At 45.0% G+C, this 25,908-nt stretch carries 23 protein-coding genes, 1 riboswitch and 1 other annotated feature; of the genes, 7 read left to right on the top strand and 16 right to left on the bottom strand.

What is annotated here, in order from left to right:
- Positions 1-20: 20 nt before the first annotated feature.
- Positions 21-2,651 (bottom strand): type I DNA topoisomerase, encoded by a 2,631-nt coding sequence (gene topA, locus VRK_RS08585; protein ID WP_059120971.1) that lies wholly within the window; start codon positions 2,649-2,651, stop codon positions 21-23.
- Between the two features lie 432 nt (positions 2,652-3,083).
- Between topA and VRK_RS08590 the strand changes: the two genes are divergently transcribed.
- On the top strand, positions 3,084-3,350 hold the full coding sequence (locus tag VRK_RS08590) for a YciN family protein (protein ID WP_059120972.1): 267 nt from the start codon (positions 3,084-3,086) through the stop codon (positions 3,348-3,350).
- Positions 3,351-3,443: 93 nt separating this feature from the next.
- Here VRK_RS08590 and aroA read toward each other — a convergent pair whose 3' ends face one another.
- Positions 3,444-4,739, bottom strand: a complete 1,296-nt coding sequence (aroA, locus tag VRK_RS08595; protein WP_059120973.1) for a 3-phosphoshikimate 1-carboxyvinyltransferase — start codon at positions 4,737-4,739, stop codon at positions 3,444-3,446.
- Positions 4,740-4,892: 153 nt separating this feature from the next.
- A complete protein-coding gene (locus tag VRK_RS08600) occupies positions 4,893-5,348 on the bottom strand; it encodes an outer membrane lipoprotein (RefSeq protein ID WP_059120974.1) in 456 nt (151 codons plus the stop codon).
- 28 nt (positions 5,349-5,376) lie between these two features.
- Here VRK_RS08600 and aat point away from each other — a divergent pair, with 28 nt between their 5' ends.
- The 3 genes from aat (at position 5,377) to infA (ending at position 7,090) form a co-directional block, all read left to right on the top strand.
- A complete protein-coding gene (gene aat, locus VRK_RS08605; RefSeq protein ID WP_059120975.1) occupies positions 5,377-6,096 on the top strand; it encodes a leucyl/phenylalanyl-tRNA--protein transferase in 720 nt (239 codons plus the stop codon).
- Positions 6,097-6,105: 9 nt separating this feature from the next.
- Positions 6,106-6,792, top strand: coding sequence for an arginyltransferase (locus VRK_RS08610; protein ID WP_059120976.1), 687 nt, complete (start codon positions 6,106-6,108; stop codon positions 6,790-6,792).
- Between the two features lie 79 nt (positions 6,793-6,871).
- Positions 6,872-7,090: a translation initiation factor IF-1 gene (infA, locus tag VRK_RS08615; protein ID WP_001040192.1), complete on the top strand. Its 219-nt coding sequence runs from the start codon at positions 6,872-6,874 to the stop codon at positions 7,088-7,090.
- A gap of 71 nt (positions 7,091-7,161) precedes the next feature.
- On the opposite strand, the gene clpA is transcribed toward infA, so the two are convergent.
- Both clpA and clpS read right to left on the bottom strand, forming a co-directional pair.
- Positions 7,162-9,429, bottom strand: a complete 2,268-nt coding sequence (gene clpA, locus VRK_RS08620) for an ATP-dependent Clp protease ATP-binding subunit ClpA (protein WP_059120977.1) — start codon at positions 9,427-9,429, stop codon at positions 7,162-7,164.
- 40 nt (positions 9,430-9,469) lie between these two features.
- Positions 9,470-9,790 (bottom strand): ATP-dependent Clp protease adapter ClpS, encoded by a 321-nt coding sequence (gene clpS / locus VRK_RS08625; RefSeq protein ID WP_059120978.1) that lies wholly within the window; start codon positions 9,788-9,790, stop codon positions 9,470-9,472.
- A 450-nt stretch (positions 9,791-10,240) separates the two neighbouring features.
- Between clpS and cspD the strand changes: the two genes are divergently transcribed.
- The gene (gene cspD / locus VRK_RS08630) at positions 10,241-10,462 is read left to right on the top strand and encodes a cold shock domain-containing protein CspD (RefSeq protein ID WP_059120979.1); all 222 of its coding nucleotides are present in this window, start codon (positions 10,241-10,243) and stop codon (positions 10,460-10,462) included.
- Between the two features lie 121 nt (positions 10,463-10,583).
- On the opposite strand, the gene VRK_RS08635 is transcribed toward cspD, so the two are convergent.
- Positions 10,584-12,809, bottom strand: coding sequence for an NADP-dependent isocitrate dehydrogenase (locus VRK_RS08635; protein ID WP_059120980.1), 2,226 nt, complete (start codon positions 12,807-12,809; stop codon positions 10,584-10,586).
- A gap of 428 nt (positions 12,810-13,237) precedes the next feature.
- On the opposite strand from VRK_RS08635, the gene VRK_RS08640 reads away from it, so the two are divergent.
- Positions 13,238-13,921: a pseudouridine synthase gene (locus VRK_RS08640; RefSeq protein ID WP_059120981.1), complete on the top strand. Its 684-nt coding sequence runs from the start codon at positions 13,238-13,240 to the stop codon at positions 13,919-13,921.
- A gap of 30 nt (positions 13,922-13,951) precedes the next feature.
- Here the strand turns inward: VRK_RS08640 and hisIE are convergent, their stop codons facing one another.
- The 9 genes from hisIE to VRK_RS08685 all read right to left on the bottom strand — a co-directional run bounded on the left by hisIE (position 13,952) and on the right by VRK_RS08685 (position 23,052).
- The gene (hisIE, locus tag VRK_RS08645) at positions 13,952-14,584 is read right to left on the bottom strand and encodes a bifunctional phosphoribosyl-AMP cyclohydrolase/phosphoribosyl-ATP diphosphatase HisIE (RefSeq protein WP_059120982.1); all 633 of its coding nucleotides are present in this window, start codon (positions 14,582-14,584) and stop codon (positions 13,952-13,954) included.
- A complete protein-coding gene (hisF, locus tag VRK_RS08650) occupies positions 14,581-15,354 on the bottom strand; it encodes an imidazole glycerol phosphate synthase subunit HisF (RefSeq protein ID WP_059120983.1) in 774 nt (257 codons plus the stop codon). The genes hisIE and hisF overlap by 4 nt, the downstream gene beginning before the upstream one ends.
- Positions 15,336-16,073, bottom strand: coding sequence for a 1-(5-phosphoribosyl)-5-[(5-phosphoribosylamino)methylideneamino]imidazole-4-carboxamide isomerase (gene hisA / locus VRK_RS08655; protein WP_059120984.1), 738 nt, complete (start codon positions 16,071-16,073; stop codon positions 15,336-15,338). Before hisA ends, hisF begins: the two co-directional genes overlap by 19 nt.
- Positions 16,074-16,095: 22 nt before the next feature.
- On the bottom strand, positions 16,096-16,707 hold the full coding sequence (gene hisH / locus VRK_RS08660; protein ID WP_059120985.1) for an imidazole glycerol phosphate synthase subunit HisH: 612 nt from the start codon (positions 16,705-16,707) through the stop codon (positions 16,096-16,098).
- The gene (gene hisB / locus VRK_RS08665; protein ID WP_059120986.1) at positions 16,707-17,780 is read right to left on the bottom strand and encodes a bifunctional histidinol-phosphatase/imidazoleglycerol-phosphate dehydratase HisB; all 1,074 of its coding nucleotides are present in this window, start codon (positions 17,778-17,780) and stop codon (positions 16,707-16,709) included. Before hisB ends, hisH begins: the two co-directional genes overlap by 1 nt.
- 49 nt (positions 17,781-17,829) lie before the next feature.
- Positions 17,830-18,870, bottom strand: coding sequence for a histidinol-phosphate transaminase (gene hisC / locus VRK_RS08670; RefSeq protein WP_059120987.1), 1,041 nt, complete (start codon positions 18,868-18,870; stop codon positions 17,830-17,832).
- On the bottom strand, positions 18,870-20,168 hold the full coding sequence (hisD, locus tag VRK_RS08675; protein WP_059120988.1) for a histidinol dehydrogenase: 1,299 nt from the start codon (positions 20,166-20,168) through the stop codon (positions 18,870-18,872). Before hisD ends, hisC begins: the two co-directional genes overlap by 1 nt.
- Before the next feature lie 5 nt (positions 20,169-20,173).
- Complete coding sequence (gene hisG / locus VRK_RS08680) at positions 20,174-21,073, bottom strand: ATP phosphoribosyltransferase (RefSeq protein WP_059120989.1); 900 nt, start codon at positions 21,071-21,073, stop codon at positions 20,174-20,176.
- Positions 21,074-21,155: 82 nt separating this feature from the next.
- Positions 21,156-21,282 (bottom strand) — a sequence feature (His leader region).
- A gap of 189 nt (positions 21,283-21,471) precedes the next feature.
- Positions 21,472-23,052 carry a Na+/H+ antiporter NhaC family protein gene (locus VRK_RS08685; RefSeq protein ID WP_059120990.1) on the bottom strand — a complete coding sequence of 527 codons (1,581 nt, stop codon included), beginning with the start codon at positions 23,050-23,052 and terminating at the stop codon, positions 21,472-21,474.
- Between the two features lie 118 nt (positions 23,053-23,170).
- Positions 23,171-23,355, bottom strand: a riboswitch (Lysine riboswitch).
- A gap of 352 nt (positions 23,356-23,707) precedes the next feature.
- Here VRK_RS08685 and VRK_RS08690 point away from each other — a divergent pair.
- Positions 23,708-24,109, top strand: a complete 402-nt coding sequence (locus VRK_RS08690) for an H-NS histone family protein (protein WP_059120991.1) — start codon at positions 23,708-23,710, stop codon at positions 24,107-24,109.
- A gap of 142 nt (positions 24,110-24,251) precedes the next feature.
- On the opposite strand, the gene VRK_RS08695 is transcribed toward VRK_RS08690, so the two are convergent.
- The gene (locus VRK_RS08695) at positions 24,252-25,556 is read right to left on the bottom strand and encodes an inosine/guanosine kinase (RefSeq protein WP_059120992.1); all 1,305 of its coding nucleotides are present in this window, start codon (positions 25,554-25,556) and stop codon (positions 24,252-24,254) included.
- Positions 25,557-25,908: the final 352 nt, after the last annotated feature.

The raw sequence follows: 25,908 nt of genomic DNA on the forward strand, positions 1-25,908 counted from the left end.
CAATTTGCTGCCTTAGTTCATTATGATTTTACTTTTTTTCTCTTATCTGTGACTTGCCACTGACCATCGACATACAGAACGGTCCAACCGGTGGGTTTGCCGTCAATTTCCGTACGCACATAATGCTCTTTCGATTTACGGCTAAATCGAATGACAGCGGGTACACCATCAGGGTCATGGGTTGGCGCTGAAGCCAGATACTTAAACTTATCGGGAATGCGCTCTTCAAAACGCGCAAATTCTTCAACTAACGGTGCACGGGTTTCTCTCGATTTCGGGAAGTTACTGGCAGCCATAAACAGTCCGGAGGCACCATCACGCAAGACAAAATAAGCATCCGATTTTTCACACGGTAACTCAGGGAAATGAACCGGTTCTTCCTTCGGTGGGGCTATCTCACCATTTTTCAGGATTTTCCGGGTATTTTTACACGACTCATTGGTGCATCCCATATATTTGCCGAAACGACCGTTTTTCAGCACCATATCGGCACCACATTTGTCACATTCAACAACCGGCCCATCGTATCCTTTAACCTTAAACTCACCATGTTCGACGATATAACCGTCACAATTCGGGTTGTTACCACAGACATGTAATTTCCGCTTATCATCGATCAGATAAGCATCCATGGCGGTTTCACAAATCGGACACCGTTTTTTCGCCCGCAAGGCCGCCGTTTCAACATCCTCTTCAAGGACATTAATGACGCCGTCCTCATCCCCCAAATTAATTGTCGTCTTACAACGCTCTTTTGGTGGCAAAGCATACCCGGAACAGCCAAGGAATACTCCGGTCGAAGCCGTACGAATTCCCATTGGTCGAGAACATGTCGGGCACTCAATATTGGTCAGAACAATATGATTCGGCTTCATGCCGCCGTCTTCTTCCTGTTGTTCAGCCTGCTCAAGGGAGACGGAAAAATCACTGAAAAAGTTATCAAGAACACCTTTCCATTTCGCATTTCCTTCAGCAATCTGGTCCAGCTTCTCTTCCATTCGGGCGGTAAAATCATAGTTCATCAGATCATTGAAACTATCATCTAAACGATCCGTAACAATCTCACCCATTTTTTCCGCGTAAAAGCGTCGTTGCTCAATTTTTGCGTAGCCACGATCCTGAATCGTGGAGATAATCGACGCATAAGTTGATGGTCGGCCAATCCCACGCTTCTCAAGCTCTTTTACGAGTGCGGCTTCGGTATATCTTGCCGGTGGCTTGGTAAAGTGTTGCTTCGGATCCAATGCGTCTAAAGAGAGCGTTTCACCGATTTGCACACCCGGCAGAATTTGATCTTCATTCTTACCCAAAGGTCTCTGAACGCGAGTCCAACCATCAAACTTCAGAATACGCCCTTTGGCTTTTAGGGTATATTCGGCAGCTTTCACACTAACTGTGGTTGAATCATAGCGAGCTGGCGTCATCTGACATGCAACAAACTGATTCCAGATTAATGTGTATAGTTTATGGGCATCGGTATCCATACCTTCCAGCGCATCAGCCAGAACATTGACATCCGAAGGACGAATCGCCTCATGGGCCTCTTGTGCCCCCGCTTTACTGCCATACACGTTAGGGCTATCGGGTAAATATGCTTCCCCGAAATTTGTTTGCACATAATCTCGAACGGCATCGACCGCTTCGGTACTCAAATTAGTCGAATCAGTCCGCATATAGGTGATATAACCAGCTTCGTACAAACGTTGCGCGAGCATCATGGTTTTCTTCACACCATATCCCAAGCGCGTACTTGCGGCTTGTTGCAGTGTCGAGGTAATAAATGGCGCAGAAGGTTTGCTCGATGTAGGGCGGTCTTCCCGCTTACACACCTCATATTGTGCTGATTCAAGCACACTCACTGCAGCTTTGGCATCCTGCTCATTCAGTGGCTTAAATGCCACACCATCTTTTTGCGCAACCAACAGACGCAGGCCTTTCCCATCCGGTGTCTGGGTATCGGCATGAATATCCCAAAACTCTTCCGGCACGAATGCCTTAATTTCCCGCTCTTTTTCAACCAGTAGCTTGACCGCAACGGACTGAACCCGACCAGCGGACAGACCGCGAGCAACTTTCTTCCACAACAGTGGAGAAACCATGAACCCCACGACACGATCCATAAAACGACGTGCTTGCTGGGCATTCACGCCATCCATATTCAGTTCTCCGGGCTCATGGAAAGCCTGTTGGATCGCGTTTTTGGTGATTTCATTAAAGACAACGCGCTTATAGCGATCCTCTTCACCACCGATAATCTCGCGCAAATGCCATGCGATCGCTTCCCCCTCTCGGTCCAAATCCGTTGCGAGGTAAACGCAGTCGGCATCTTTTGCCAACTTCTGAAGTTCAGAAACGACTTTTTCCTTGCCCGGAAGCACCTGATAATTGGCTTCCCAACCATGGTAAGGATCAACCCCCATTTTTTTTATCAGTGCATTGCGTTCTTTCTCTTTTTTTAAACGTTCTTTCTCTTCTGCACTTAAATGTTTCGTTGAAACAGGTGTTGATTTTTTGGTTGAACTTGCTTGACCAGAGGTAGGAAGATCTCGGACATGACCGACACTAGACTTCACAATATAGTCTCGGCCAAGATATTTATTAATCGTTTTAGCTTTGGCTGGAGACTCCACTATAACCAGTGATTTACCCATAATTGACTCAAATGTCCTTAATCCAAATGCGAACGTGGTCGCAATTACACTCAAAATTAGACTTCTTTTTACTATCGAGCGAGACAACAAGAAGATCAACCTGTTTTTGCAAATTGATACTTAATTGCTCGACAATTGTCCGAATCGAATTTTAGCTTAGTCTAAAACTCAGATACACACTCAGGTAATCTCTCTCAGGATACCGTCTTGTATGATGGAACACATCTCAAACGGCTATCTCAAACTGCCTGCGTATACTAAATGGACTCTCGACATCTCTCGAAAAAAATCCACCGTTCTATGGGATAAGTCACAGAATAAACCATGATGACCGCAATAATTCTGGCTTCTGAAAGAGCATTTCCTCACAAAAACTGCATATCAGAGCCATTTCGGTATAAAATGAGCCGACTTGGATGAAAGGAGGTACGAATGAACAATAAAAAAGCCATTTCCGTTTCAGATCTGCTGATGATTGCCAATCAATTGATTCAGGAACATGAACATTACATTGAAGGAATGCGTGCAGAGTCCGTTGAAGAAAAAGACGGTGTGCTGGTATTTAAAGGTAACTATTTTCTTGATGAGCAAGGCTTACCAACTGCAAAAACAACTGCCGTATTTAATATGTTCAAATATTTGGCTCATCAACTATCTAAAGAATTTACGCTTCCGAGTGAGGCCCGCGAAACACGATAGAAGCTTTCATGTCGTTGATTGATGCCACTTACGTAAGGCAAGTGGCATATTCTGATATAGTTAGATGAGATTACCGCACTCTATCATTCGCGATTACGCGTCATGCGAATGACTTAAGCCTTTCAAACGGTCAAAATAATCAGGAAAAGTCTTCGATGTACAACCCGGATCATTAATCGTCACCGGTGTCTCACTCAAAGCAACCAGTGAAAAACACATCGCCATACGATGGTCATCATAGGTATCAATTGCCGCATGTTGCAAAACCGCCGGTGGGGTAATAATGATATAATCTTCCCCTTCTTCAACCTGAGCGCCGACTTTGCGAAGTTCCGTTGCCATTGCAGTCAGACGATCGGTTTCTTTCACCCGCCAGTTATACACATTACGGATGGCAGTCGTTCCTTCGGCAAACAGTGCAGTGGTTGCGATCGTCATGGCTGCATCAGGAATATGGTTGAAGTCCATATCGATAGCCTTCAACGTACCGCGATGAGCACAGATGTAGTCATCTCCCCACTCAATTTTAGCGCCCATTTTTTCTAGCGCATCCGCAAAATGAATATCACCCTGAATACTATTTTTTCCGATCCCTGTGACTTTCACCGCGCCACCTTGAATCGCAGCAGCGGCAAGAAAATAAGAGGCCGACGAGGCATCGCCTTCAACGAGGAAATCACCGGGCGACACATAAGATTGTCCACCCTGAACGATAAACTCTCGATAATCGTTATTGGTCACTGAGACACCGAATGTAGCCATCATGTGCAGCGTAATATCGATATACGGTTTAGAGACTAATTCGCCGACAATCTCAATGTGTGTTTCACACTCGGCAAGCGGTGCTGACATCAGAAATGCCGTCAAAAACTGGCTGGAAATAGAGCCGTCAATGTGGACAGTTCCACCTTTTAAACCTGTGCCGCAAATCCGGAGGGGCGGAAAGTGCTCATTCTCCAGATACTGAATATCTGCACCGGCCTGACGCAACGCATCCACCAAATGGCCGATCGGCCGTTCTTTCATGCGTGGCTCACCGGTCAGCGTATAAGTACCGCTGCCCAGACACAACGCCGCAGCTAAAGGACGCATCGCTGTACCGGCATTGCCGAGAAACAGCTCCAGCACATCATTGTCAGATAGGAAGGCATGTCCCAGTCCATCCACTTCACAAACCGTTTTATCCTCGGAAAGACGATAGGATACACCCAGTGATTTCAATGCATTCAACATATGGCGAATATCATCACTATCGAGCAGATTGGTGAGACGTGTTGTTCCTTTGGCTAAGGCGGCTAAAAGTAACGCTCGGTTGGATACACTTTTTGAACCGGGTAAATTGACTTCACCCTGAATACTTTTGATCGGTTGTAATGTAAGGCTTTCCATTTAAAGATTGTTTTCCTTGCACCGCTCGTATTCTTTGATGAGCAGTGAAAATTTTTCGTACAGTGAGACTATCGAAATTCCTGAGTGAAAACTAGTATCAAAAACGCCAATTCGGCAGAAAAAAACCACCCCACCAGAATCGATCTTCCGAAATTAATAGACTTTATCGACACGAACGCCATCATTGAAGTAAAGAATACGAACCTGATCATCCCGGGTAAAAATCATGTTAGGGTCAACCTCCTGAATCACGTCGATATACCGATCCCCTTCAACTTTGATCAATAACTCAACCGCCTTATCCTCTCTTTGATAAGCGCGAGTCGCATGCTGTCGGGCAATCCCTCCGCCAGCAATCGAACCAACAATCGTCGCCAATGACTTACCGTGCCCACCGCCAAACTGGCGACCAATGATGCCGCCAGCCACGGCACCGATGAAAGTTTCCCAGCCATTTTCGCGCGCATGGACCACCTCTGTCTGAGAAAAATAACGGACCGATTCGATCTGACCCAAAACCACCTGATTCACTGGACGCGCAACATTTCTTTCATAAGCAGCATTTGCAATCAGAGGAAAAACCAATAAGATCAGTATTAACAAGCGCATAAATAGATCTCCGATGAACTGAATTAATATGACAATCTATCTCCCAGAGCTGGCCATGGATGAATATTCATTCCCACCGCTCAATCAAGCACTGGACGAACCAAACGGGTTACTTGCCTTCGGTGGGGATCTCCATCCGGATCGGCTTCTTGCCGCATACCGTTCTGGCATATTTCCCTGGTATAGTCCCGGAGAACCGATTCTGTGGTGGAGTCCTTCACCAAGAGCGATTATCTCACCTAAGACATTTAAACCCGCCAAAAGTCTCCGTAAATTTCAGAGAAAAGCGAGCTATGCCATCAGTATGAATCAATGTACTGATAGAATTATAGAATTATGTGCTGAAACCCGCTCCCCTTCAGAGACGTGGCTAACGCCTGAAATGAAATTGGCTTACCAACGTCTGTCTCGCTTAGGCTACTGTCACTCCATTGAGGTCTGGCAGGACTCAGAAATTATTGGTGGTTTATATGGGATTCAAGTCGGGCAGCTCTTTTGCGGTGAATCGATGTTCAGTTTAAAAACCAATGCCTCTAAAATCGGGCTATGGGCCTTCTGTCAGCATTTTTCCCGGTATGGCGGGCAACTTATCGATTGTCAGGTCATGAATCCTCATTTGGCATTTTTGGGCGCTGAGGCGCTTGAACGTGACCAATTTATAAAAACATTATCCAAACTTAAATATAAAGAGATAGATCCCAACTGTTATTCGACACAGTGGATATCATTGAACTTATCAGCAGACTAATCGAATTTTATGCAAAATATACGAATTGGATTAAGCCATAACCATCCATGCAGCTATTTACCGGATCGGCAAGAGCGTGTCGCCATTGCCATGGATGGCGATCTACATACACCTGCACAATATGAAATGTTACTCGCCAACGGATTCAGAAGAAGTGGTGATACGATCTATAAACCTCATTGTGATAGCTGTCAGCTTTGTCAGGCGATTCGAGTGTCGATCACCGCATTTCATCTCAGCAGAAGTCAAAAGCGTCTCTTAAATAAGTCAAATCAGTTTCGCTGGGAAGTCAAAGAAAGTCTCGATCCAGACTGGTACTCACTATACAAACGCTACATCAATCAACGTCACCGCAATGGCACTATGTATCCTCCCAATCGGGGAGACTTTGCCCAGTTTTCTTCCTGTAGTTGGCTCAAAACCGTCTATCTGCACATTTATAAGTCAGAACGACTCGTTGCGATTGCCGTCACCGATCTCTTACCTCAAAGTGCAAGTGCTTTCTATACGTTTTATGACCCCGATGAAAAGCTTTCGCTGGGAACTTTCGCTGTCCTATTACAGGCTCAATATTGCCACCAACAACAAAAAGCTTGGCTATATCTGGGCTATCAGATCGATGAATGTCCGGCAATGAATTATAAAACACGCTTTCAACCGCATCAAAGGCTAGTAAATCAACGTTGGCAAGGGTAGAATACGCGCAACTTTACTATTTTCAGAGATGACGGCAAAATACATGCCGGATTTTTCGCCACATTTTGAAGAGGATTAAATGGCTAAAGAAGACGTAATTGAGATGCAAGGAACAGTCCTTGATACATTACCTAACACAATGTTCCGTGTTGAACTGGAAAACGGTCACGTCGTTACTGCACATATTTCAGGAAAAATGCGTAAGAACTACATTCGTATTCTTACCGGAGACAAAGTCACGGTTGAAATGACACCTTACGACTTATCTAAAGGCCGTATCGTCTTCCGCGCCCGTTAATCCCTCAAGTAGTCTGCCAACGAAAACGGAGCAAAAATGCTCCGTTTTTTATGACTCCGATTCACGGATCATTAATGAACCGCGGCTTCTTTTGCCCCGATGTACTCGAACACAGGCTCATCATCTTTCAGCGAAACTTTCACTGTACCGCCATCCACTAAAGCACCGAACAGTAATTCGTTTGCCAGTGGTTTTTTCAGTTTTTCCTGAATGACTCGAGCCATCGGACGTGCACCCATATCTTTATCGTAACCTTTCTGTGCCAGCCAATGTCTTACTTCTTCAGAAACCTCCAGTGACACCCCGCGAGCATCCAGCTGGGCTTGCAATTCAACCACGAATTTATCGACAACCTGATGAATAACACGCTCATCCAGAGCATTAAACCAGATAATATTATCTAAACGGTTTCTAAACTCCGGACTGAAGACCTTCTTAATCTCAGACATGGCATCATGACTATGGTCCTGCTGAATCAAACCAATTGATTTCTTCACGGTTTCAGCAACACCGGCATTGGTCGTCATGACCATAATGACATTGCGGAAGTCCGCTTTACGTCCATTGTTATCCGTCAGAGTACCATTATCCATCACTTGCAATAACAGATTGAAAATATCCGGATGTGCTTTCTCAATCTCATCAAGCAATACAACCGCATGGGGATGTTTAATCACTGCATCCGTTAATAATCCCCCTTGATCGTATCCAACATAACCCGGAGGTGCACCGATCAGGCGACTGACTGAGTGACGTTCACCATATTCAGACATATCAAACCGCAGTAGCTCAATTCCCATCAACTTCGAAAGCTGAATGGTCACTTCAGTTTTACCTACCCCAGTCGGGCCTGCAAACAGGAATGAACCGACAGGTTTGTTTTCGGCACCCAGCCCGGCTCGCGACAATTTGATCGCTTCGCTCAGTGCTTCAATCGCGGTATCCTGTCCGAATACCAACATCTTCATTTTCTGATCGAGACTTTGTAAAACATCCTTATCAGAAGAAGACAGTGACTTCTCAGGAATTCGGGCCATCTTCGCAACCATCGTTTCAATGTCCGAAACACCGACAGTTTTCTTCCGCCGACTCGCCGGCATCAAACGTGCTCTTGCACCCGCTTCATCAATCACATCAATCGCTTTATCAGGTAAATGACGTTCATTGATATATTTCGCCGACAACTCAACCGCAGCCCGAAGCGCTTTATTGGTGTAACGCACTTCATGGTGAGCTTCATATTTCGCTTTCAGTCCCATCAAAATCTTCGTGGTGTCATCCAAAGATGGCTCCGCTATGTCAATTTTTTGGAAACGACGAGAAAGAGCACGCTCTTTTTCAAAAATATTACTGTATTCCTGATAAGTGGTAGAACCAATGCAGCGTAACTTACCGCTACTCAGAAGTGGCTTAATCAAATTCGCGGCATCAACCTGTCCGCCCGACGCAGCACCGGCACCAATGATGGTATGAATCTCATCAATGAACAGAATCGCGTCTTTTTCTTTTTCCAACTGTTTCAGGATATTTTTGAAGCGTTTTTCAAAATCACCGCGGTATTTTGTGCCTGCCAGCAGAGAACCGATATCCAATGAATAGATCACACTATCTTTGATAATTTCCGGTACCTGCCCTTCAACAATTCGCCAGGCAAGTCCTTCAGCAATTGCAGTTTTACCAACACCGGCTTCACCAACCAGTAGCGGATTATTTTTACGACGACGGCATAGAACTTGTACGGTTCGTTCCAGTTCGTAGTCCCGGCCAATCAATGGATCAATATGACCATTTTTTGCTAACTGATTCAGGTTGCTTGCAAAATTTTCAAGACGTTCTTCAGAAGGTGTATCCTCTGCACTGTCCGAGCCGAAAGAATCGGGTGCAGATTCATCACTGGATCCTGATGTTTTGGTAATACCATGAGAAATGTAATTGACGATATCCAGACGACTAATATCGTGTTTCTTCAACAGATAAGCTGCTTGAGATTCTTGTTCACTAAAAATTGCAACCAGAACATTTGCACCGGTTACTTCATTTCGTCCGGAAGACTGAACATGAAATACCGCGCGTTGCAATACCCGCTGAAAACTCAGTGTTGGCTGAGTTTCCCGCGTTTCGTCACTTTCCGGAATCAGGGGTGTTGTTTTGTCGATAAACACATCCAACTCTGAACGCAAAGCATCCAGATCCGCTCGACAAGCGATTAATGCTTCTTTCGCTGCTCCATTCTCTAACAATGCAAGCAACAGATGCTCGACAGTCATATACTCATGTCTTTTATCCCGGGCTCGGGCAAAAGCATTGTTCAAACTAGACTCTAGTTCTTTGTTAAGCATTGGGACCCCCTTAAGGAACAACCTTGTTGTTCGGCAAGTACTAAGCTCGCTCCATGATACAAAGCAATGGGTGTTCATGTTTCTTCGAATACAGTGACACTTGTGTCACTTTCATCTCAGCAACCTCAGCAGTGTACGTTCCACAAATCGCCTTCCCTTCGTAATGCACCTTCAGCATGACTTGAGTCGCTTGATCGATATCCATCGCGAAAAAACGCTCCAGTATCTCAATCACGAAATCCATCGGTGTATAGTCGTCATTCATCAGAATCACGTTATACATAGATGGGGGCTTCACTGCTGTTTTTTCTTTCTCCAGTAATTCTGAGTCTGGAGCCACCCATTCAAAATTTTTACTCATAACGGTTGTGAATCAGAGAGTTTTCCATTTAGATTAATTATTTAGGCTTCTAGCAATAGAACTATGTTTGTTAGCCAACTGATATGAAGTTCCGAGCGCCGAAGCGAAAACATCTCATACTTAGAGACTAATGCACCAATTGTATCGCTGCAAATAAAAGATTGCTAATTCGAATCACGATATCGATGCCAACTACTTTTTCACGACAGATGTCTGCTTATTGTAGTTATAGAAATGTAAACAATAACGCAATTTGTTGCAAAGATGTCGATGTTTACACACTTTTTCTATTGACTGTCACCATTGATTGTTTAAATTGGTCAATTAGTGACTGGTTAATTTGGCAGCAGCGCTGAATTAAAGCTCACAGCAGTGAAAACAAAATTGTAAAAAACAGTAACGTTTTCTTGTCGACAACATCAGTAACAAAATGCATGAGGGATGTAAAGCATGGCTACCGGTAAAGTAAAATGGTTCAATAACGCCAAGGGATTTGGTTTTATCTGCTCTGAAGGAGGAGAAGGTGATATTTTTGCTCACTACTCTACGATCCAGATGGATGGATATCGTACCTTAAAAGCAGGTCAACATGTGTCATATGAGATTGAACAGGGACCAAAAGGCTTCCACGCTAGCTCCGTTGTACCAATCGAGGCTCAACAAGCCAAATAAACATAGTTGTAATCATTGTCGCTGCCAAACATGTCTTATACATGGTTGTAATAAACCCGCCAACGGCGGGTTTCGTTATTTATGCGTGTCGGTCAATTGAACATATTGACCGACAACCCGTTTAGTGACCAATAATTGCGTTTAATGTTTGGCTCGGACGCATCACCTGCACAGCCTTGCTAAAATCAAGCAGGTAGTATCCGCCTAAATCTCCGGCAACCCCCTGAACCTGACTTAACTCAGCAATAATTTTTTCTTCTTCAGCCGACAACTGTTGTGCAATTGGCGCAAATTCAGCAGCAAGATCAGCATCATCGGTCTGTGCAGCCAACGCTTCAGCCCAATATTTCGCCAGATAATAGTGACTGCCTCGGTTATCCAGCTCACCGACTTTACGTGAAGGTGACTTGTTTTCATCAAGGAATACACCGGTTGCTTTATCCAACGCATCGGCAAGGACCTGAGCTTTCTTGTTGTTCGTCGTCACGCTAAGATGCTCTAACGATGCCGCTAATGCCAAAAATTCGCCCAGCGAGTCCCAACGTAAGTGATTCTCTTTCTGCACTTGCTGAACATGTTTCGGTGCTGAACCACCCGCACCTGTTTCAAACAAGCCACCACCATTCATCAGTGGAACGATAGACAGCATTTTTGCCGAAGTGCCTAATTCTAAAATCGGGAATAGATCCGTCAGATAATCACGCAGCACATTACCTGTCACTGAAATCGTATCTTGACCGTCTTTTAATCGTGCGAGGGTATATTGGGTTGCTTCTACTGGTGACATGATTTTAATATCAAGTCCAGTGGTATCATGTTCCGGTAAATATTGCTCAACTTTCTTAATCAACTCAGCGTCATGAGCACGCTCTGGATCCAGCCAGAAAATTGCTGGCGTCTGGGACAAACGTGCACGAGTAACGGCCAGTTTAACCCAATCTTGGATCGGTGCATCTTTAGCCTGGCACATCCGGAAGATATCACCGGCTTCAACCGTTTGTTCCAACAATGTATGACCGGTACGGTCAACCACTCGGACAACACCGTCATCATCGATGACAAATGTCTTATCATGTGAACCGTACTCTTCCGCTTTCTGAGCCATCAGACCAACGTTTGGTACACTGCCCATCGTGGAAGGGTCAAACGCACCGTGTTCTTTACAGAAATCAATCACGGTCTGATAAACACCGGCATAACAACGATCCGGAATTACAGCTTTGGTATCTTTTTGCTGACCATCCGGTCCCCACATTTGTCCGGAGGCGCGGATCATCGCAGGCATCGACGCATCAACAATCACATCACTCGGCACATGTAAGTTGGTGATTCCCCGGTCGGAATCAACCATCGCCAATTCAGGGCGACTCTGGTAAACAGCCTGAATACTGGCTTCAATCTCAGCTTTCTGCTCGGCCGGCAATGATTGGATTTTCGCGTAAACATCACCCAGACCGTTGTTGACATCAACGCCTAACTGCTCGAACAGCTCACCATATTTAACAAAAACGTCTTTATAGAAAACCTTGACCGCTTCACCAAAAATCACCGGGTCAGAGACTTTCATCATGGTGGCTTTCATATGCAGAGAGAACAGAACATTTTGCGCTTTGGCAGATTCGATTTCCTGCTCAAAAAATACATTCAGGGCTTTTTTACTCATGATCGAGGTGTCGATAATCTCTTTATCGAGCAGCGCAAACGGCTTTTTCAGAACCTTGGTCTGACCATCTTTTGCAACAAACTCAATCGTGACTTCAGTGTCACCCTGAATCGTCAGAGAATTTTCAGTACCAAAGAAATCCTGCGTTTCCATCGATGCAACATGTGATTTTGAACTGGTTGACCATGCACCCATTGAGTGTGGGTTTTTCTTCGCATAGTTCTTCACAGACAAAGGTGCCCGACGATCAGAATTACCTTCGCGCAACACAGGGTTAACCGCACTGCCTTTGATCTTGTCGTATGTCGCTTTCACCGCAGCTTCTGCATCATTGCTTGGTTCTGCAGGATAATCCGGCAGGTTATATCCTTTTTCCTGTAATTCTTTGATAGCAGCTCTCAGCTGAGGAATCGACGCTGAAATGTTGGGTAACTTGATAATGTTGGCTTCTGGCGTTTGAGCCAAATCACCCAGCTCACTTAAAGCATCGCCAATACGCTGTGCTTCTGTCAGGCATTCAGGGAAATTAGCAATAATACGCCCAGCCAGTGAAATATCCCGAGTTTCAACGTTGATCCCTGACGATGTAGTAAAAGATTTGATAATGGGCAATAAAGAATAAGTTGCAAGAGCGGGTGCTTCGTCCGTAATCGTATAAATAATAGTAGGTTTGTCTGTAGGCATGAACTTTCCCTATCTGTTCTTAACAACCCCATGTGATTGTGGCAGTTAGTTATGTGAATATCTGAGATGTCCTGAGTGATTGTTCAGGCCACTCTTCATGAATCACTCATACCGTATCGAAAACCCTTCGCAAATATCCGATACGGATTCATGAGTGAATGATTGCCATACCCAAACGACTTCGGGTCATCGTGTGGTGGTTTTCTGTTCACTCTGTACGACTCGCTGAGCATCATCGTACCAGAAGCAATCCGGGTATATTACGGCCTATCGAATGACAGGCTGATTGAGTATAATTAAACGAAACTGAAGAAATAGTCTATTATCCACACTTCATTATCGTATCAGAGCGCGCAAATAATAGCTTAAACTCAACATTGTGAAAACTCAGAAATACAGTTCATTTACAAATTTGCAAGGAAGTTAACATGTCTTTCCCGTCACGCAATCCCTCATCGTTGCGTCGCTCAACGCATCAGCGGTCAAAAAACGCAAAACTTTCTCAGCGTTCGCCCCATCATTCCAAGCATTCAGGACATAAGAAATCACGGCCCTTGTCTACGCCTGAAGTTCGGAAAGTCATTTTGTTCAATAAGCCTTATGACACACTGAGCCAGTTTACCGACAGTGAGGGGCGCCAGACACTGGCTGATTTTATTCCAATCAAAGATATCTATGCCGCAGGTCGATTGGATCGAGATAGTGAAGGTTTGATGGTGTTAACCAATGATGGTCAGTTGCAGGCCAAGTTGACACAACCGCAGTCCAAATCTCCCAAAACTTATTGGGTACAGGTTGAGGGGTCGCCTGAAGAATCAGATCTTGAGCAACTCAGACGTGGCGTAACACTGAAAGATGGTCCGACGCTTCCCGCAATCGTCGAAATCATGCCTGAACCGCAGATATGGCCACGCACACCACCGGTTCGGTTTCGGGCAGCGATTCCGACCACCTGGTTATCGATCACAATCATTGAAGGACGCAACCGTCAGGTTCGACGAATGACTGCACATATCGGCTACCCGACACTGCGCCTGATTCGTTATTCAATCGGTGATATGACATTAGGATCGTTGCAACCCGGAGAATGGCAAGAAATCAGCGCTTTTTAAGGCGCTAATTTCGTTGATAACGCAATTCGGCTATCGATGACGCTCTTTGAGTTTATTGATGACATCGTTCATCGATAACCCCTGATCTTGCAACAACACCAACAGATGATAGATGAGATCGGCAGACTCGCAGACTAGTTCCGCCTTATCGCCCGACGTCGCTGCAAGCGCGACTTCAACGCCTTCTTCGCCCACTTTTTGCGAAATACGCTTGGTGCCACGGGCGTACAGACTGGCAGTGTAGGAAGATTCGGGATCGGCTTGTTTACGCTCGCCCAAAAGCTGCTCCAGCTGGTGAAGCCACACCATTTGTGACTCTTCTTGTTGCTCTGAGTCCCAACAACTGGTTGTCCCGGTGTGACAGGTCGGCCCGACCGGATCGACTTTGACCAGTAAGGTGTCATTGTCACAGTCCAGCGCAATATTTTGCAGCTGTAGCACATTGCCGGAGGTTTCTCCTTTGGTCCATAAACGCTGCTTCGTCCGCGAGAAAAACGTGACCTGTTCAGTCAACAAGGTTTTTTCCAGTGCTGAGGCATTCATATATCCCATCATCAACACTTGACCCGATTGAAAATCCTGTATGATCGCAGGAATCAACCCCTCAACTTTATCCCAATCAATCCGCTCGGAAAGGGATGCCAGTGTTTCACTACTACTCATAATCTCACCTCGATCCCTTCTGACTTCAAATACTGTTTAAGTTCAGCAATATCAATGATCTGTTTATGGAATACCGACGCCGCTAATGCACCGTCAACATTGGCCTGTAAAAATGCCTGAGCAAAATGCACCATTTCACCCGCACCACCGGAAGCTATCAAGGGCACATTGCAAACTTCACGGACCATATTCAGTTGCTGAATATCATATCCCTGACGCACCCCATCCTGATTCATCATATTCAGTACAATCTCACCGGCACCGCGTCGCTGAACTTCCTGTACCCAATCTTTGGTTTGCCATTGCGTTGCTTTGGTGCGGTGCTCATCTCCGGTAAACTGATACACCTGATATTGACCGGTTTGCTGATCAAAGTAGGAATCGATCCCGACCACAATACACTGCACACCAAATCGATCTGCAAGGGTGGTAATCAACTGTGGATCGGCTAAAGCAGGTGAATTGATCGACACCTTATCCGCACCAAACTCTAGAATACGGGCCGCATCTTCAGCGCTTCGAATGCCTCCGGCAACGCAAAACGGAATATCGATCACTTCGGATACCCGCTGAACCCAACTTTTATCCACGACGCGACCATCACTGGATGCCGTAATATCATAAAAGACCAACTCATCGGCCCCTTCTTCAGCATAACGCTGTGCCAGAGGAACAATATCACCGATAATCTCATGGTTACGAAACTGTACGCCTTTCACCACCAGACCATCTCTGACATCAAGACAAGGGATTATTCGCTTTGCCAACATGAAAATGCCTCCTCTGCGGTAAATTTTCCATCTAATAGTGCCCGACCAACAATCACACCGGCCACGCCAGAACCTTTCAATGCCTGAATATCGTCCAGAGAACCGATGCCTCCTGACGACTGAAATGCGATTTGCGGATATTGACGACAAAGGTCAATATACAGATCGACATTCGAACCACTCAATGTGCCATCGCGTGAAATATCGGTACACAATACATGTTTCAAACCGACCGTCAGATAGTCATCAATTAAGGCTTCAATCGTGATCCCGGAGTCTTCCTGCCACCCCGAGATTGCCACCCGACGTTGCCCGTTAGCGTCAATATTAATATCCAGTGCCAGTACAATTTTTTCCGGGCCGTACTGTTGCATCCATGTCTTGACTAATTCAGGCTGCTTGACAGCTGTCGAACCCACCACAACCCGTTGCGCACCAGCCTGAAGCAGATCCACCACATCTTGCTCGGTGCGAACGCCACCTCCGATCTGAATCTTGGCCGGGGTACCCGCCAGTAAACGGGCAATCAAGTCTAACTGACGAGCCGCCGTATCTTTTGCACCGGTCAGATCGACCAGATGCAACCAGTCGGCACCGGCCTGATGATAACGGTTGAACTGCTCAACCGGATCCACTTTATATTCGGTCACTTGCCCGTAATCTCCCTGAAACAGGCGGACAACCTGACCGTCAATTAAATCTAATGCAGGTATAATCACAACAATATCCTTTGTCTGCTGCTCAGAGTTCTAAGAAGTTCTGAATCAATTTCGCCCCGGCTTTACTGGAACGTTCCGGATGGAACTGCACCCCGTAATAGTTCCCACTTTGAATGGCGGCACTGAATGGCTGACCATAATCACACTCGGCGATCGTGTAGTCCCCTATCGGCATCGCATAGCTGTGCACAAAATAGAAATAATGGCCGCGTTCAATGCCTTTAAATAGTGGGTTACCCGTTGCAGTGACGGTATTCCATCCCATATGTGGCAGCGGTAACGAACCACTCTCCATCCGTTTCACTATCCCTTCACAGAGGCCAAGACATTCGATGTCATCATTGCCACCCATGACTTTTTCTTCGGAGAACTTGCCAAGTAATTGCATTCCCAGACAGATGCCTAACAAAGGTTTCTCGACCTGTTTGACTAAGCCGATCAAGTCTCGCTCTCTGAGGTTTTTCATCGCTTCTTTCGCGGAACCGACCCCGGGCAAAAACAGTTTATCCGCAGCTAATACCACTTCCGGTTGCTTTGAAATCGTGACCGAATAACCGAGTCGTTCGACTGCAAACCGAACGGACGACACATTGGCACAACCCGTATCAATAATGACAACTTTTTCCTTCGTCATTACAAAACTCCTTTACTGCTGGGTAATTCATTGCCTTCTACTTTGATCGCTTGACGCAGTGTCCGACCGAACACTTTAAACAGGCTCTCAATAATATGGTGATCATTGTCACCCGCAGAAGAGAGATGCAGTGTACAAGCCAGAGTATCGGTCAGCGAGCGGAAGAAGTGGTAAGTCATTTCCGTTGAAAAATCACCGACTTGCTCGCGAGAAAATTGAGCATCGAATTTGAAATAGGGCCGACCGGACAGATCCAAAGCACATTGTGCCAGACACTCATCCATTGGCAGCGAAAAACCAAAACGACCAATACCGCGTTTATCCCCTAAAGCTTCTTTGAGCGCCTGCCCTAAAGCTAACGCGGTATCTTCTACCGTATGATGGTCGTCAATATGCAGATCGCCTTGCACTTGAGCCGAGAGACTGAATCCACCATGCGTGGCAATCTGATCGAGCATATGATCGAAGAACCCGAGCCCGGTTGCGATGTGATTGTTACCCGCCTCATCGAGATTCACGGTAATAGCGATATCCGTCTCTTTGGTCCGACGAACCACTTCTGCCGTTCTCGGTGCCGCAGTCAGCTGTTTAACAATCGTCTTCCATCCCATTGTCTGTGGATTGTATTGAATACCGCGAATTGCCATATTTTCAGCGAGTTGCAAATCGGTGGCTCGGTCACCAATCACTGCGGAACGCTGAAAATCCACCCGTCCTTCCTGTAAATACGGTTTGACCAAACCAAGTTTAGGCTTACGACAGGTACAGTTATCCGCTTCAAAATGCGGACAAATCAGCACATCATCAAATTTCACCCCCTGTGAGGTAAAAATATCCATCATCATTTGGTGCGGGGCATCGAAATCAGCTTGGGGATAGCTCTCTGTTCCGAGACCATCTTGGTTGGTCACCATCACTAAACGATATCCGGCATTCTGGAGTGACAAGAGACTGGGAATGACATCCGGTTCTAGCTTCAGTTTATCAAGGCGATCCACCTGAAAATCAATCGGTGGCTCAACGATTAACGTGCCATCCCGGTCAATAAATAAAATCTTTTGTTGTTTGCTCACAGAGTCATCCTTCTGTTATCGGTCACACTATCCATTATTGATACGTTCATTACTGATAAAAGCGACGAATAAACGCTAAGGTTTTCTCGCACTCTTCCCGGCTACCGGCACTAATCCGGACACAGTTTTCAATTGGTGAATTGCGTAAAATCATCCCGTTATCCCATGTGGCTTGAAATAAAGCATCGCCATCAGGAAACTCAACCAACAGATAATTCCCCCACCCATCGAAGACCTTCACACCGGGAATAGCAGAGAGTCCTGCCTGGAGGTAAGCGCGGTTGGTATTAATTTCCAAGGCCTGATATTTCATCCGAGCCAAACCACTTTCTGAAAGCGCTTGCTGAGCAATTTCAGAGACTGGATACGGTACAGGATAAGGCGCAATGACTTTGAGTAACACTTGGATTAATTCAGCATTAGCCAATGTATATCCGCAACGTAAACCCGCCAGCGCGAATGCCTTCGACAACGTGCGCAAAATAGCCAAATGCTCATACTGAGCCAACAAATCGACCGTCGATGCTTGTGGGCAAAAATCAATATAAGCTTCATCTATCACCACAATGGCGCGGTCTTTGGTCAGCTCCAGTAGTGCCACAATATCTTCCCGGTTGACTAAATTCCCGGTCGGGTTATTCGGACTACACACAAACACGACTTTGACCCGATCTAAATTGGCTTCGATGGCTGGCAGATCCAGTTGCCAATCGGAAGTTAGCGGCACCACTTTTCTTGCCACACCAATCGTCTCAGCACTGATGGCATACATGCCGTAAGTTGGCGGACAGTAGAGAATCGCATCTTCATTCGGCTCACAAAAAGCCCGAATCATCAGCTCAATCCCTTCATCTGCGCCACGCGTTGTCAAAACTTGATTTGGCTGAACACCGGCATAAGATGCATAAGCGGAAATCATCCCTTCCGGCTGGCAGGAAGGATAACGGTTCAACCCGGACAAATTCAGTTGGTACGCATTATCAAACGGGGATTCGTTTGCATTGAGCCACACATCACCACTTCCGCCGATTCGTCGGGCAGAAAGATAAGGGGTTAATTTTTGAACCTGTTGTCTGGCAAGTTTTTCCATTACGATTCCGCCTGATTTAATTTTTCAATTCGAATAGTCACCGCACGTTTGTGTGCATCCAATCCTTCGGCTTCAGCCATTGTCACCACTGTCGGAGCCAACTGACGCAAGCCATCGGCTGAAAGCTCCTGAACCGTCATGCGCTTACTAAAGTCAGCCAACCCAAGGCTGGAATAGGTTCTGGTGTAGCCATAGGTCGGTAAAACGTGATTGGTTCCGGATGCATAATCGCCGGCAGATTCCGGTGACCAGCGGCCTAAAAAGATTGAGCCGGCATTGTCGAGTAATGGCAGTAATTCTCGCGGATTTTTCGTCTGCACGATCAAATGTTCCGGGCCATAGATATTAGAAATCGAAACTGCCTGTGTCATCGATTCGGAAATAATCACCAGACTCGATGCCAGTGCTTTTTCGGCCGTCGCCGCACGGGAAAGCACGCTGAGTTGAGACTTCACCGCATCAGTAACCTGATCAGCAATAATCGGTGATGGTGTCACAAGAACAACTTGAGAATCGGGGCCATGCTCGGCCTGACTAAGTAAGTCGGCGGCAATAAACTCTGGGTCAGCGGTCTCATCGGCAATGACCATGACTTCAGAGGGACCGGCGGGCATATCGATCGCTGCACCACGAAAATCGTTACTTACCTGACGTTTGGCTTCCGTCACATAAGCATTGCCCGGGCCAAAAATCTTATCGACTTTGGCAACAGACTCTGTGCCATAGGCCATCGCAGCAATCGCCTGCCCGCCCCCGACATTATAAACTTCATCAATCTGACACAACTTGGCAACATACAGAATTTCATCGGCAATCGGCGGCGGAGAGCACAGGACGACTTTCCGGCAACCCGCGATTCGGGCCGGCACTCCTAACATTAAAACCGTTGAAGGCAGAGGGGCACTCCCACCGGGAATATATAAACCGACGGTATTAATCGAACGTGTTATCTGTTCACAAACCACCCCGGGCATCGTTTCAACTTGAATCGGCTGGGGAATTTGTGCTTTATGAAATTTGGTAATATTCGTGTAAGCCTGATCAAGTGCCTGTTTCATCTCTTCGGAAAGACGCGCTGAAGCAGCTTGAATTTCCTCTGCTGAGACTCGAATATTCTCAGGGATCACATGATCGAATTTTTCAGTCAGCTCTCGGAGCGCCTGATCACCATTCTGGCGAACTTGTTCAATCACCGCAGCGACAGCAGCCGTGACACTTGCACCTTCAATGATCGCTGGACGCTCCAGAATCGAAGCTTGCTGGTCTTTGTTTAAAGATTGCCATACAACCGTTCTCATTATGATCACTCCATCATTTTTTCAATCGGCAGAACCAGAATCGAGCTGGCCCCCAAGGCTTTCAAATGTTCCATTGTTTCCCAGAACAGGTTCTCTGAACTCACCAGATGCACCGCAACTTTTGATTTGTCGGCTGACAGTGGTAATACCGTCGGATCTTCCGCTCCTGGCAGTAATTGCTTAATCTCTGCCAGTTTATCCACAGGGGCATGGAGCATAATATATTTCGACTCTTTCGCCTGCTGAACACCGTGCATCCGGGTCAGTAGCTTATCGATCAAAGCAACCTTATCCGCGGCAAAATCACCACGGCGCTGAATCAGCGTCGCTTTCGACTCAAAAATCACTTCGACTTCTTTCAGGCCATTGGCTTCCAGTGTTGCCCCGGTTGATACTAAATCAGCAATTGCATCAGCCAGCCCTGCTCTGGGGGCAACTTCAACCGAGCCTGTCAACATACAAGTGGTAAAAGGAATATCCTGACGATCCATATAAGCTTTTAGCAGATGAGGATACGTTGTCGCAATTCTCATCCCATTCAAATCTTGCGGGCCGTTGTAACTCTTATCTTTATCAATCGCAATCGACAAACGACATCCGCCGAACTCCAGACGTCTTAAAGAAACGAACTCATTCGGTTCATTCAGCGCCAGACGATCCAAACGGGCTTCTTCGAGTACGTTTTCACCGACAAACCCCAAATCCACGACCCCATCCATAATTAATCCCGGGATGTCGTCATCACGGACTAACAGTAGATCAATCGGCATATTCAGTGAGTGAACGACCAAACGTTCCCCCATTACATTAAACTTCACACCACACTGCTTCAGGAGTGCCATACATTCCTTGCTCAGGCGACCTTTCTTTTGGACTGCAATTCTCAGGCGTTGTTGTGCATGCATAAATAATTCCTTGTCAATCATTGTTGTTCTTTTCAGTATCCATTCAGCTTTTGAATATCAGCTGTTTCTTAATGTAAAGCATATAAAAAAACCCTCGGAATTACTCCCGAGGGTTGATTGAATTTTTTCATTTCACCACCGGGAGAATCTTATCTCCCGGGTATGCGCTCATCTCCCGAAAGATAACTTAGGGATGATGATGGTGGTGAATGTTCATAACGAAACTGTTTTTCATAAAGCTTCTCATAATAAAACTGCGCATACTTGGAAAAATCTTTAACTTGCCTATCAAGTTTTCTTCACACTATACAAGCTTGAGAGGTTTTGCAACCCCTCTTTTGACTTTTTATGCAAATAATCTTCATAAGACAAATAGCACCCGATAAGATCGAGTCACATCAGGCATGATCAGAGAGCTTATCTTGAGATTGCTGTCGAATACGGAAGCCAAAACAGATAATAGCAAACACAGCAAATGTAACTAGCAGCGACAAGCTAACGGAATCACTTAACCCTAAAACGATATAACCAATCAGCGAGATAAACGCCACTAACAGCGCATAAGGAAGCTGTGTCGAAACATGATCAATATGGTTACACCGCGCCCCGGTAGACGACAAGATTGTTGTGTCAGAAATCGGAGAACAGTGATCACCAAAGACGGAACCTGCAAGTACCGCCGCTAACATTGGCATCATCAGCGCCAGTTCGGTTGCGCCGGCAATATCCCCGGCAATCGGTAACATGATGCCAAACGTTCCCCACGATGTACCGGTCGCGAATGCCATAAGCCCCGACAACACAAACAGAATAGCCGGCAACCAGTGTACCGGAATGTTACCTTGAGCCATCGACGAGAGATAAAGCCCGGTCTGCATGTCTTTAATCACCGCACCAATCGTCCAGGCGAAAAACAGCACTAAGATAGCCCCGAACATTGACTTCATACCGATTAGCAGCGTTTTCAAGATGGTAACCAGTGACATTCGTTGTCTCAATACCGAAAACAGTGCCATCAATAGTCCGACTAAACCGCCGTCAATCAAAGACATTCCCACATTCGTATTTTCAAACGCCCCTAAAATACTAAATATTTCACCTGCAGCAGTCAGCGACTGCCAGCCGGTAAAGAGCATTGCGGCAACGGTAGCAATCACCAATACCACAATCGGCACAATTAAGTCACGAACTCGCCCTGATTCACTTTCTTGAATATCGAGCTCATCTTTGAGTTCTGCTACCTGATCATTGCGACCGATCCCGAATGCAACCCGATGCTCATGAGATTTCATCGGACCGATATCCAATTGAAAAATGATCATTGCAAACACCATCAATAAAGCAAAAATGGCGTAGAAATTCATCGGAATCAACTCAACATATGCACTCAACGGTGTATATTCTGTCATACCGTGGGAAACTAAAATTCCACCGATAATGGTCATAATATACGCACCCCAGCTGGAAGCGGGCATGATAATACACATAGGTGCTGCGGTTGAATCAAGAATATACGCAAGTTTTGCGCGTGAAACACCGAAGCGGTCGGTCACCGGACGAGAAATCGAACCAACCGCCAGACTATTAAAATAGTCATCGACAAAAATGAAAACGCCCAAAAAAGCAGAAAGCAATTGTGCACCTTTATTGCCCTTCACTTTTTTATCTGCCCACAGTGCAAATGCTCGCGTACCACCGGAAAGCGTCAAAATTGCAGTCATCATCCCTAGCAGGAGGAGAAAGCCGATAATACTCATGTTCCAACTGTTAATTGTGCCATCTTCAATCACCAGCGTATAAACTTTGTCTTGAATATAATTAAACGAAGAAAATAGAGAATAATCGTTCAACAGGCAGGCCCCTAACAAGATGCCAACGCCTAAAGAAAGCAGCACTCGTCTGGTTAGAATCGCCATACCCAAAGCAACAATCGGTGGAAAAAGAGATATTAAGGAGGAGGAAAAATCAACTAATGTCATGATCTTCAATAACCAATGATTTAATATGGTAAGAGACCTACTGCATTGTAATTACATGAATAACCTGTCTGCGTCATTCAAAGATGAACTAAGTGAAAAGCAATCTAGTTTCACCCAATCCTACAGTAGCGCTCCATAGTTATACAAATAAATAGACTATGGCAGTGTTGCCCCTATTCGAGAACAACCCCAGCAAACGGCCTTTGATAAACACGTTCACTTCGGCAAAAAAGCCTTTCAATCAAAGTCATTGGCATCACCCTACCCTGATTTACTTATCTTGATTGCACCTCTACACGGACTAGAACAATTCACTACCACTTCGACAGAGTAACGGCAGTATATGTTGATGACCGAATTAGAACGCGCCCATTGTACAAATACCGGAACCATTTGCAATAGGTTTATCCGTCCTTTAAATCAAAAAGGCTCAACCAAGCAATAGGCTTCGTATTAATCTCAATGAATAACTCAAGTTAACAAATCAAGCTCATATATGATATTCATCGTAATTAATGATAATTTGACACAAGCATTTACAATAATTTACGATTCTGCCAGTTTTTTTATATATTATTAGTTCGCTAATGTTGTCATAATAAATATCTGCGTTTATTATTACGTTGTGTTTAAATTAAGTTGTGGGAATAACAAAATGTCGGAACTAACTAAAACTCTACTGAATATTCGTAGCTTACGCGCCTATGCGCGTAATTTAACACTCGTTCAGTTAGAAGAAGCTTTAGAAAAACTGACCTCTGTCGTTGAAGAACGCAGAGAATCAGAAGAACAAGAAAGAGCAGAAAGAGAAAAACAAGAAGCAAAACTAGCTCAAATTGCTGAACAAATTGCACAAGATGGTATCGATGTAGACGCATTAATTTCTGCACTTTCCACCGAAGGTAAGACAAAAGGTAAACGTGCACCACGCCCAGCGAAATATAAATATATCGATGAAAACGGTGCAGAAAAAACTTGGACAGGTCAAGGTCGTACACCATCTGTAATTCAAAAAGCCCTTGATGAAGGCAAATCTCTGGATGATTTTGAGCTCTAATACCAGAAACATAAAAAATAAAAGGCTCCTTATGGAGCCTTTTTATTGTTTCTCATTCAGGATAATTATATGAACCTTTGTGCGAAACCGATTATTCTTAGCAAAACATTTTACCCGCTTTTTCCGCGTTAAATTCTTTTTGTTATCGTTCCCAATATGCTTCTTCCAGACTATCTTCTTTCTCCGGCAAGCCTTTTGATAATCTTGGTGAATGTTGACTTAAAACTTCATAGCTTGCTCTATTAGAATACCTACAGACTTGGGAGAACGATGAATAAGTAATAGAATCATATTGATGCTTAATTGAATTCGGAACATTCATTTTATGATATCTATTTGCGGCCATGTCATGTAATAAAGCAGATAATGCCGCATCACCGGCACCATTAGTATTTTTAATCACTTCAGGTCCCCCCATATAAGGCGCGATATGTGAGTACACTCTGATCGGATGAGTACAACACTGCTTCATCATTGGCCGGCTAAATTCGTAGCGATTAAACTCAGGAATACTGCCCGGTAATAAAGGCAAGCTGGTTTGACGTTTGGCGTCATCATCTGTATATCCAGCCATAAATAAACCGAGCGGTCCTGCAGTACACAACACCAGATCGACCCATTCAAGGGCTTTATTTGCAGCCATCAACGGATCGGTTTCTCCGGTTAAAGCATGTCCTTCATCTTCATTCATCGCAACTACCGTAACGTGCTGCTTTAAGAAGTCTTGCCAAAAGGCTGGATCCTGTTCAATCACATGTTTTGTCCCCAGAGTTAATACTGCCGGAACATGATATTTTTTCGCATATTCTATCGCCTTCATTGTTGCTTGAGGCATCGGATCACCCGGTTGGCAGCGAATTAAATATGCCGTTAAAACCAAAGCAGAAGCCGACTGAAAAATATGCTCCGGAATACTTTCTGCCCGGAGTTGATTCATTTGACCTTCGCTAATAGCAAAAGTTCGTTCGCCACTTGAAGTGACCAATGTAAAGCAACGTCCGATCGCGCCATCAATTCCCTGTAAATGATTCAAATCCACTCGGCTGGACGTATTACACAAATAACGATAACCATAACTACCGATCCCAATATTCTTACACATGACGCCTAATAAGGTAGAACGGTCATCAGCCAATACAGAATAATTATGCAAAGTATTACCGATTGTGCCACCAGCATATTCATTAGTAATCAGATGCTTTTCAACCAACTCAGAATAAAGTAACTCAGCGGTTTCATCCTGAATAACTAAAGAGTGTCCAAGACTTAACTCATATCGTTGAATTAAATCTTCATCGACCATCGCTTCAATATCAACAAGTATTTGGTCAATACCAATAACATGTGTATGAGGAGACATTTTTCGTCGAGAGCTTCGTAAAATGAGCAAATCTCGCTCATCGACAGGAAAATAATGTTTTGACTTACGCTGACCGGGAAACTTCATATTTAAATTATCGTGAATTAAAAGACTGCGTAAGTTTAGCCGCCAATATAGCCCTCGGCAATGGCTCGAACAACAGTAATCGATTTCACATTAAAAATTAAATATCCTTGATAGCAACATATGAAATATAGCGCATGAATATAGATGCAATAAAAATTAATTTTATAAAACTATTATCTCCGTTCCAAATTTTTCAGTATTTTTAGCCAAAGACAAACTTGACAAATAAATCATCAATGCATATCAAACATCATACGAGTTCTAATCAACTATTTTTATAACCATCACATATATTTTGTGACTGATTCGACGACTGTTTTTATATCTTTTTTTGTAACTAAAAATATCGACT

Origin of the sequence: Vibrio sp. MEBiC08052, assembly GCF_001506075.1 — a bacterium.
GTDB lineage: Bacteria > Pseudomonadota > Gammaproteobacteria > Enterobacterales > Vibrionaceae > Vibrio.

Bases quoted from the DNA above. Each gene is read 5' to 3' on its own strand.
- hisG (WP_059120989.1), bottom strand. From the start codon at position 21,073: ATGCATGCACAACAACGCCTGAGAATTGCAGTCCAAAAGAAAGGTCGC.
- VRK_RS08635 (WP_059120980.1), bottom strand. From the start codon at position 12,809: ATGCCTACAGACAAACCTACTATTATTTATACGATTACGGACGAAGCA.
- aroA (WP_059120973.1), bottom strand. From the start codon at position 4,739: ATGGAAAGCCTTACATTACAACCGATCAAAAGTATTCAGGGTGAAGTC.
- VRK_RS08590 (WP_059120972.1), top strand. From the start codon at position 3,084: ATGAACAATAAAAAAGCCATTTCCGTTTCAGATCTGCTGATGATTGCC.
- VRK_RS08685 (WP_059120990.1), bottom strand. From the start codon at position 23,052: ATGACATTAGTTGATTTTTCCTCCTCCTTAATATCTCTTTTTCCACCG.
- clpS (WP_059120978.1), bottom strand. From the start codon at position 9,790: ATGAGTAAAAATTTTGAATGGGTGGCTCCAGACTCAGAATTACTGGAG.
- hisD (WP_059120988.1), bottom strand. From the start codon at position 20,168: ATGAGAACGGTTGTATGGCAATCTTTAAACAAAGACCAGCAAGCTTCG.
- clpA (WP_059120977.1), bottom strand. From the start codon at position 9,429: ATGCTTAACAAAGAACTAGAGTCTAGTTTGAACAATGCTTTTGCCCGA.
- hisIE (WP_059120982.1), bottom strand. From the start codon at position 14,584: ATGAGTAGTAGTGAAACACTGGCATCCCTTTCCGAGCGGATTGATTGG.
- hisH (WP_059120985.1), bottom strand. From the start codon at position 16,707: ATGACGAAGGAAAAAGTTGTCATTATTGATACGGGTTGTGCCAATGTG.
- VRK_RS08600 (WP_059120974.1), bottom strand. From the start codon at position 5,348: ATGCGCTTGTTAATACTGATCTTATTGGTTTTTCCTCTGATTGCAAAT.
- hisF (WP_059120983.1), bottom strand. From the start codon at position 15,354: ATGTTGGCAAAGCGAATAATCCCTTGTCTTGATGTCAGAGATGGTCTG.
- VRK_RS08610 (WP_059120976.1), top strand. From the start codon at position 6,106: ATGCAAAATATACGAATTGGATTAAGCCATAACCATCCATGCAGCTAT.
- topA (WP_059120971.1), bottom strand. From the start codon at position 2,651: ATGGGTAAATCACTGGTTATAGTGGAGTCTCCAGCCAAAGCTAAAACG.
- VRK_RS08640 (WP_059120981.1), top strand. From the start codon at position 13,238: ATGTCTTTCCCGTCACGCAATCCCTCATCGTTGCGTCGCTCAACGCAT.
- cspD (WP_059120979.1), top strand. From the start codon at position 10,241: ATGGCTACCGGTAAAGTAAAATGGTTCAATAACGCCAAGGGATTTGGT.
- VRK_RS08695 (WP_059120992.1), bottom strand. From the start codon at position 25,556: ATGAAGTTTCCCGGTCAGCGTAAGTCAAAACATTATTTTCCTGTCGAT.
- hisC (WP_059120987.1), bottom strand. From the start codon at position 18,870: ATGGAAAAACTTGCCAGACAACAGGTTCAAAAATTAACCCCTTATCTT.
- VRK_RS08690 (WP_059120991.1), top strand. From the start codon at position 23,708: ATGTCGGAACTAACTAAAACTCTACTGAATATTCGTAGCTTACGCGCC.
- aat (WP_059120975.1), top strand. From the start codon at position 5,377: ATGACAATCTATCTCCCAGAGCTGGCCATGGATGAATATTCATTCCCA.
- infA (WP_001040192.1), top strand. From the start codon at position 6,872: ATGGCTAAAGAAGACGTAATTGAGATGCAAGGAACAGTCCTTGATACA.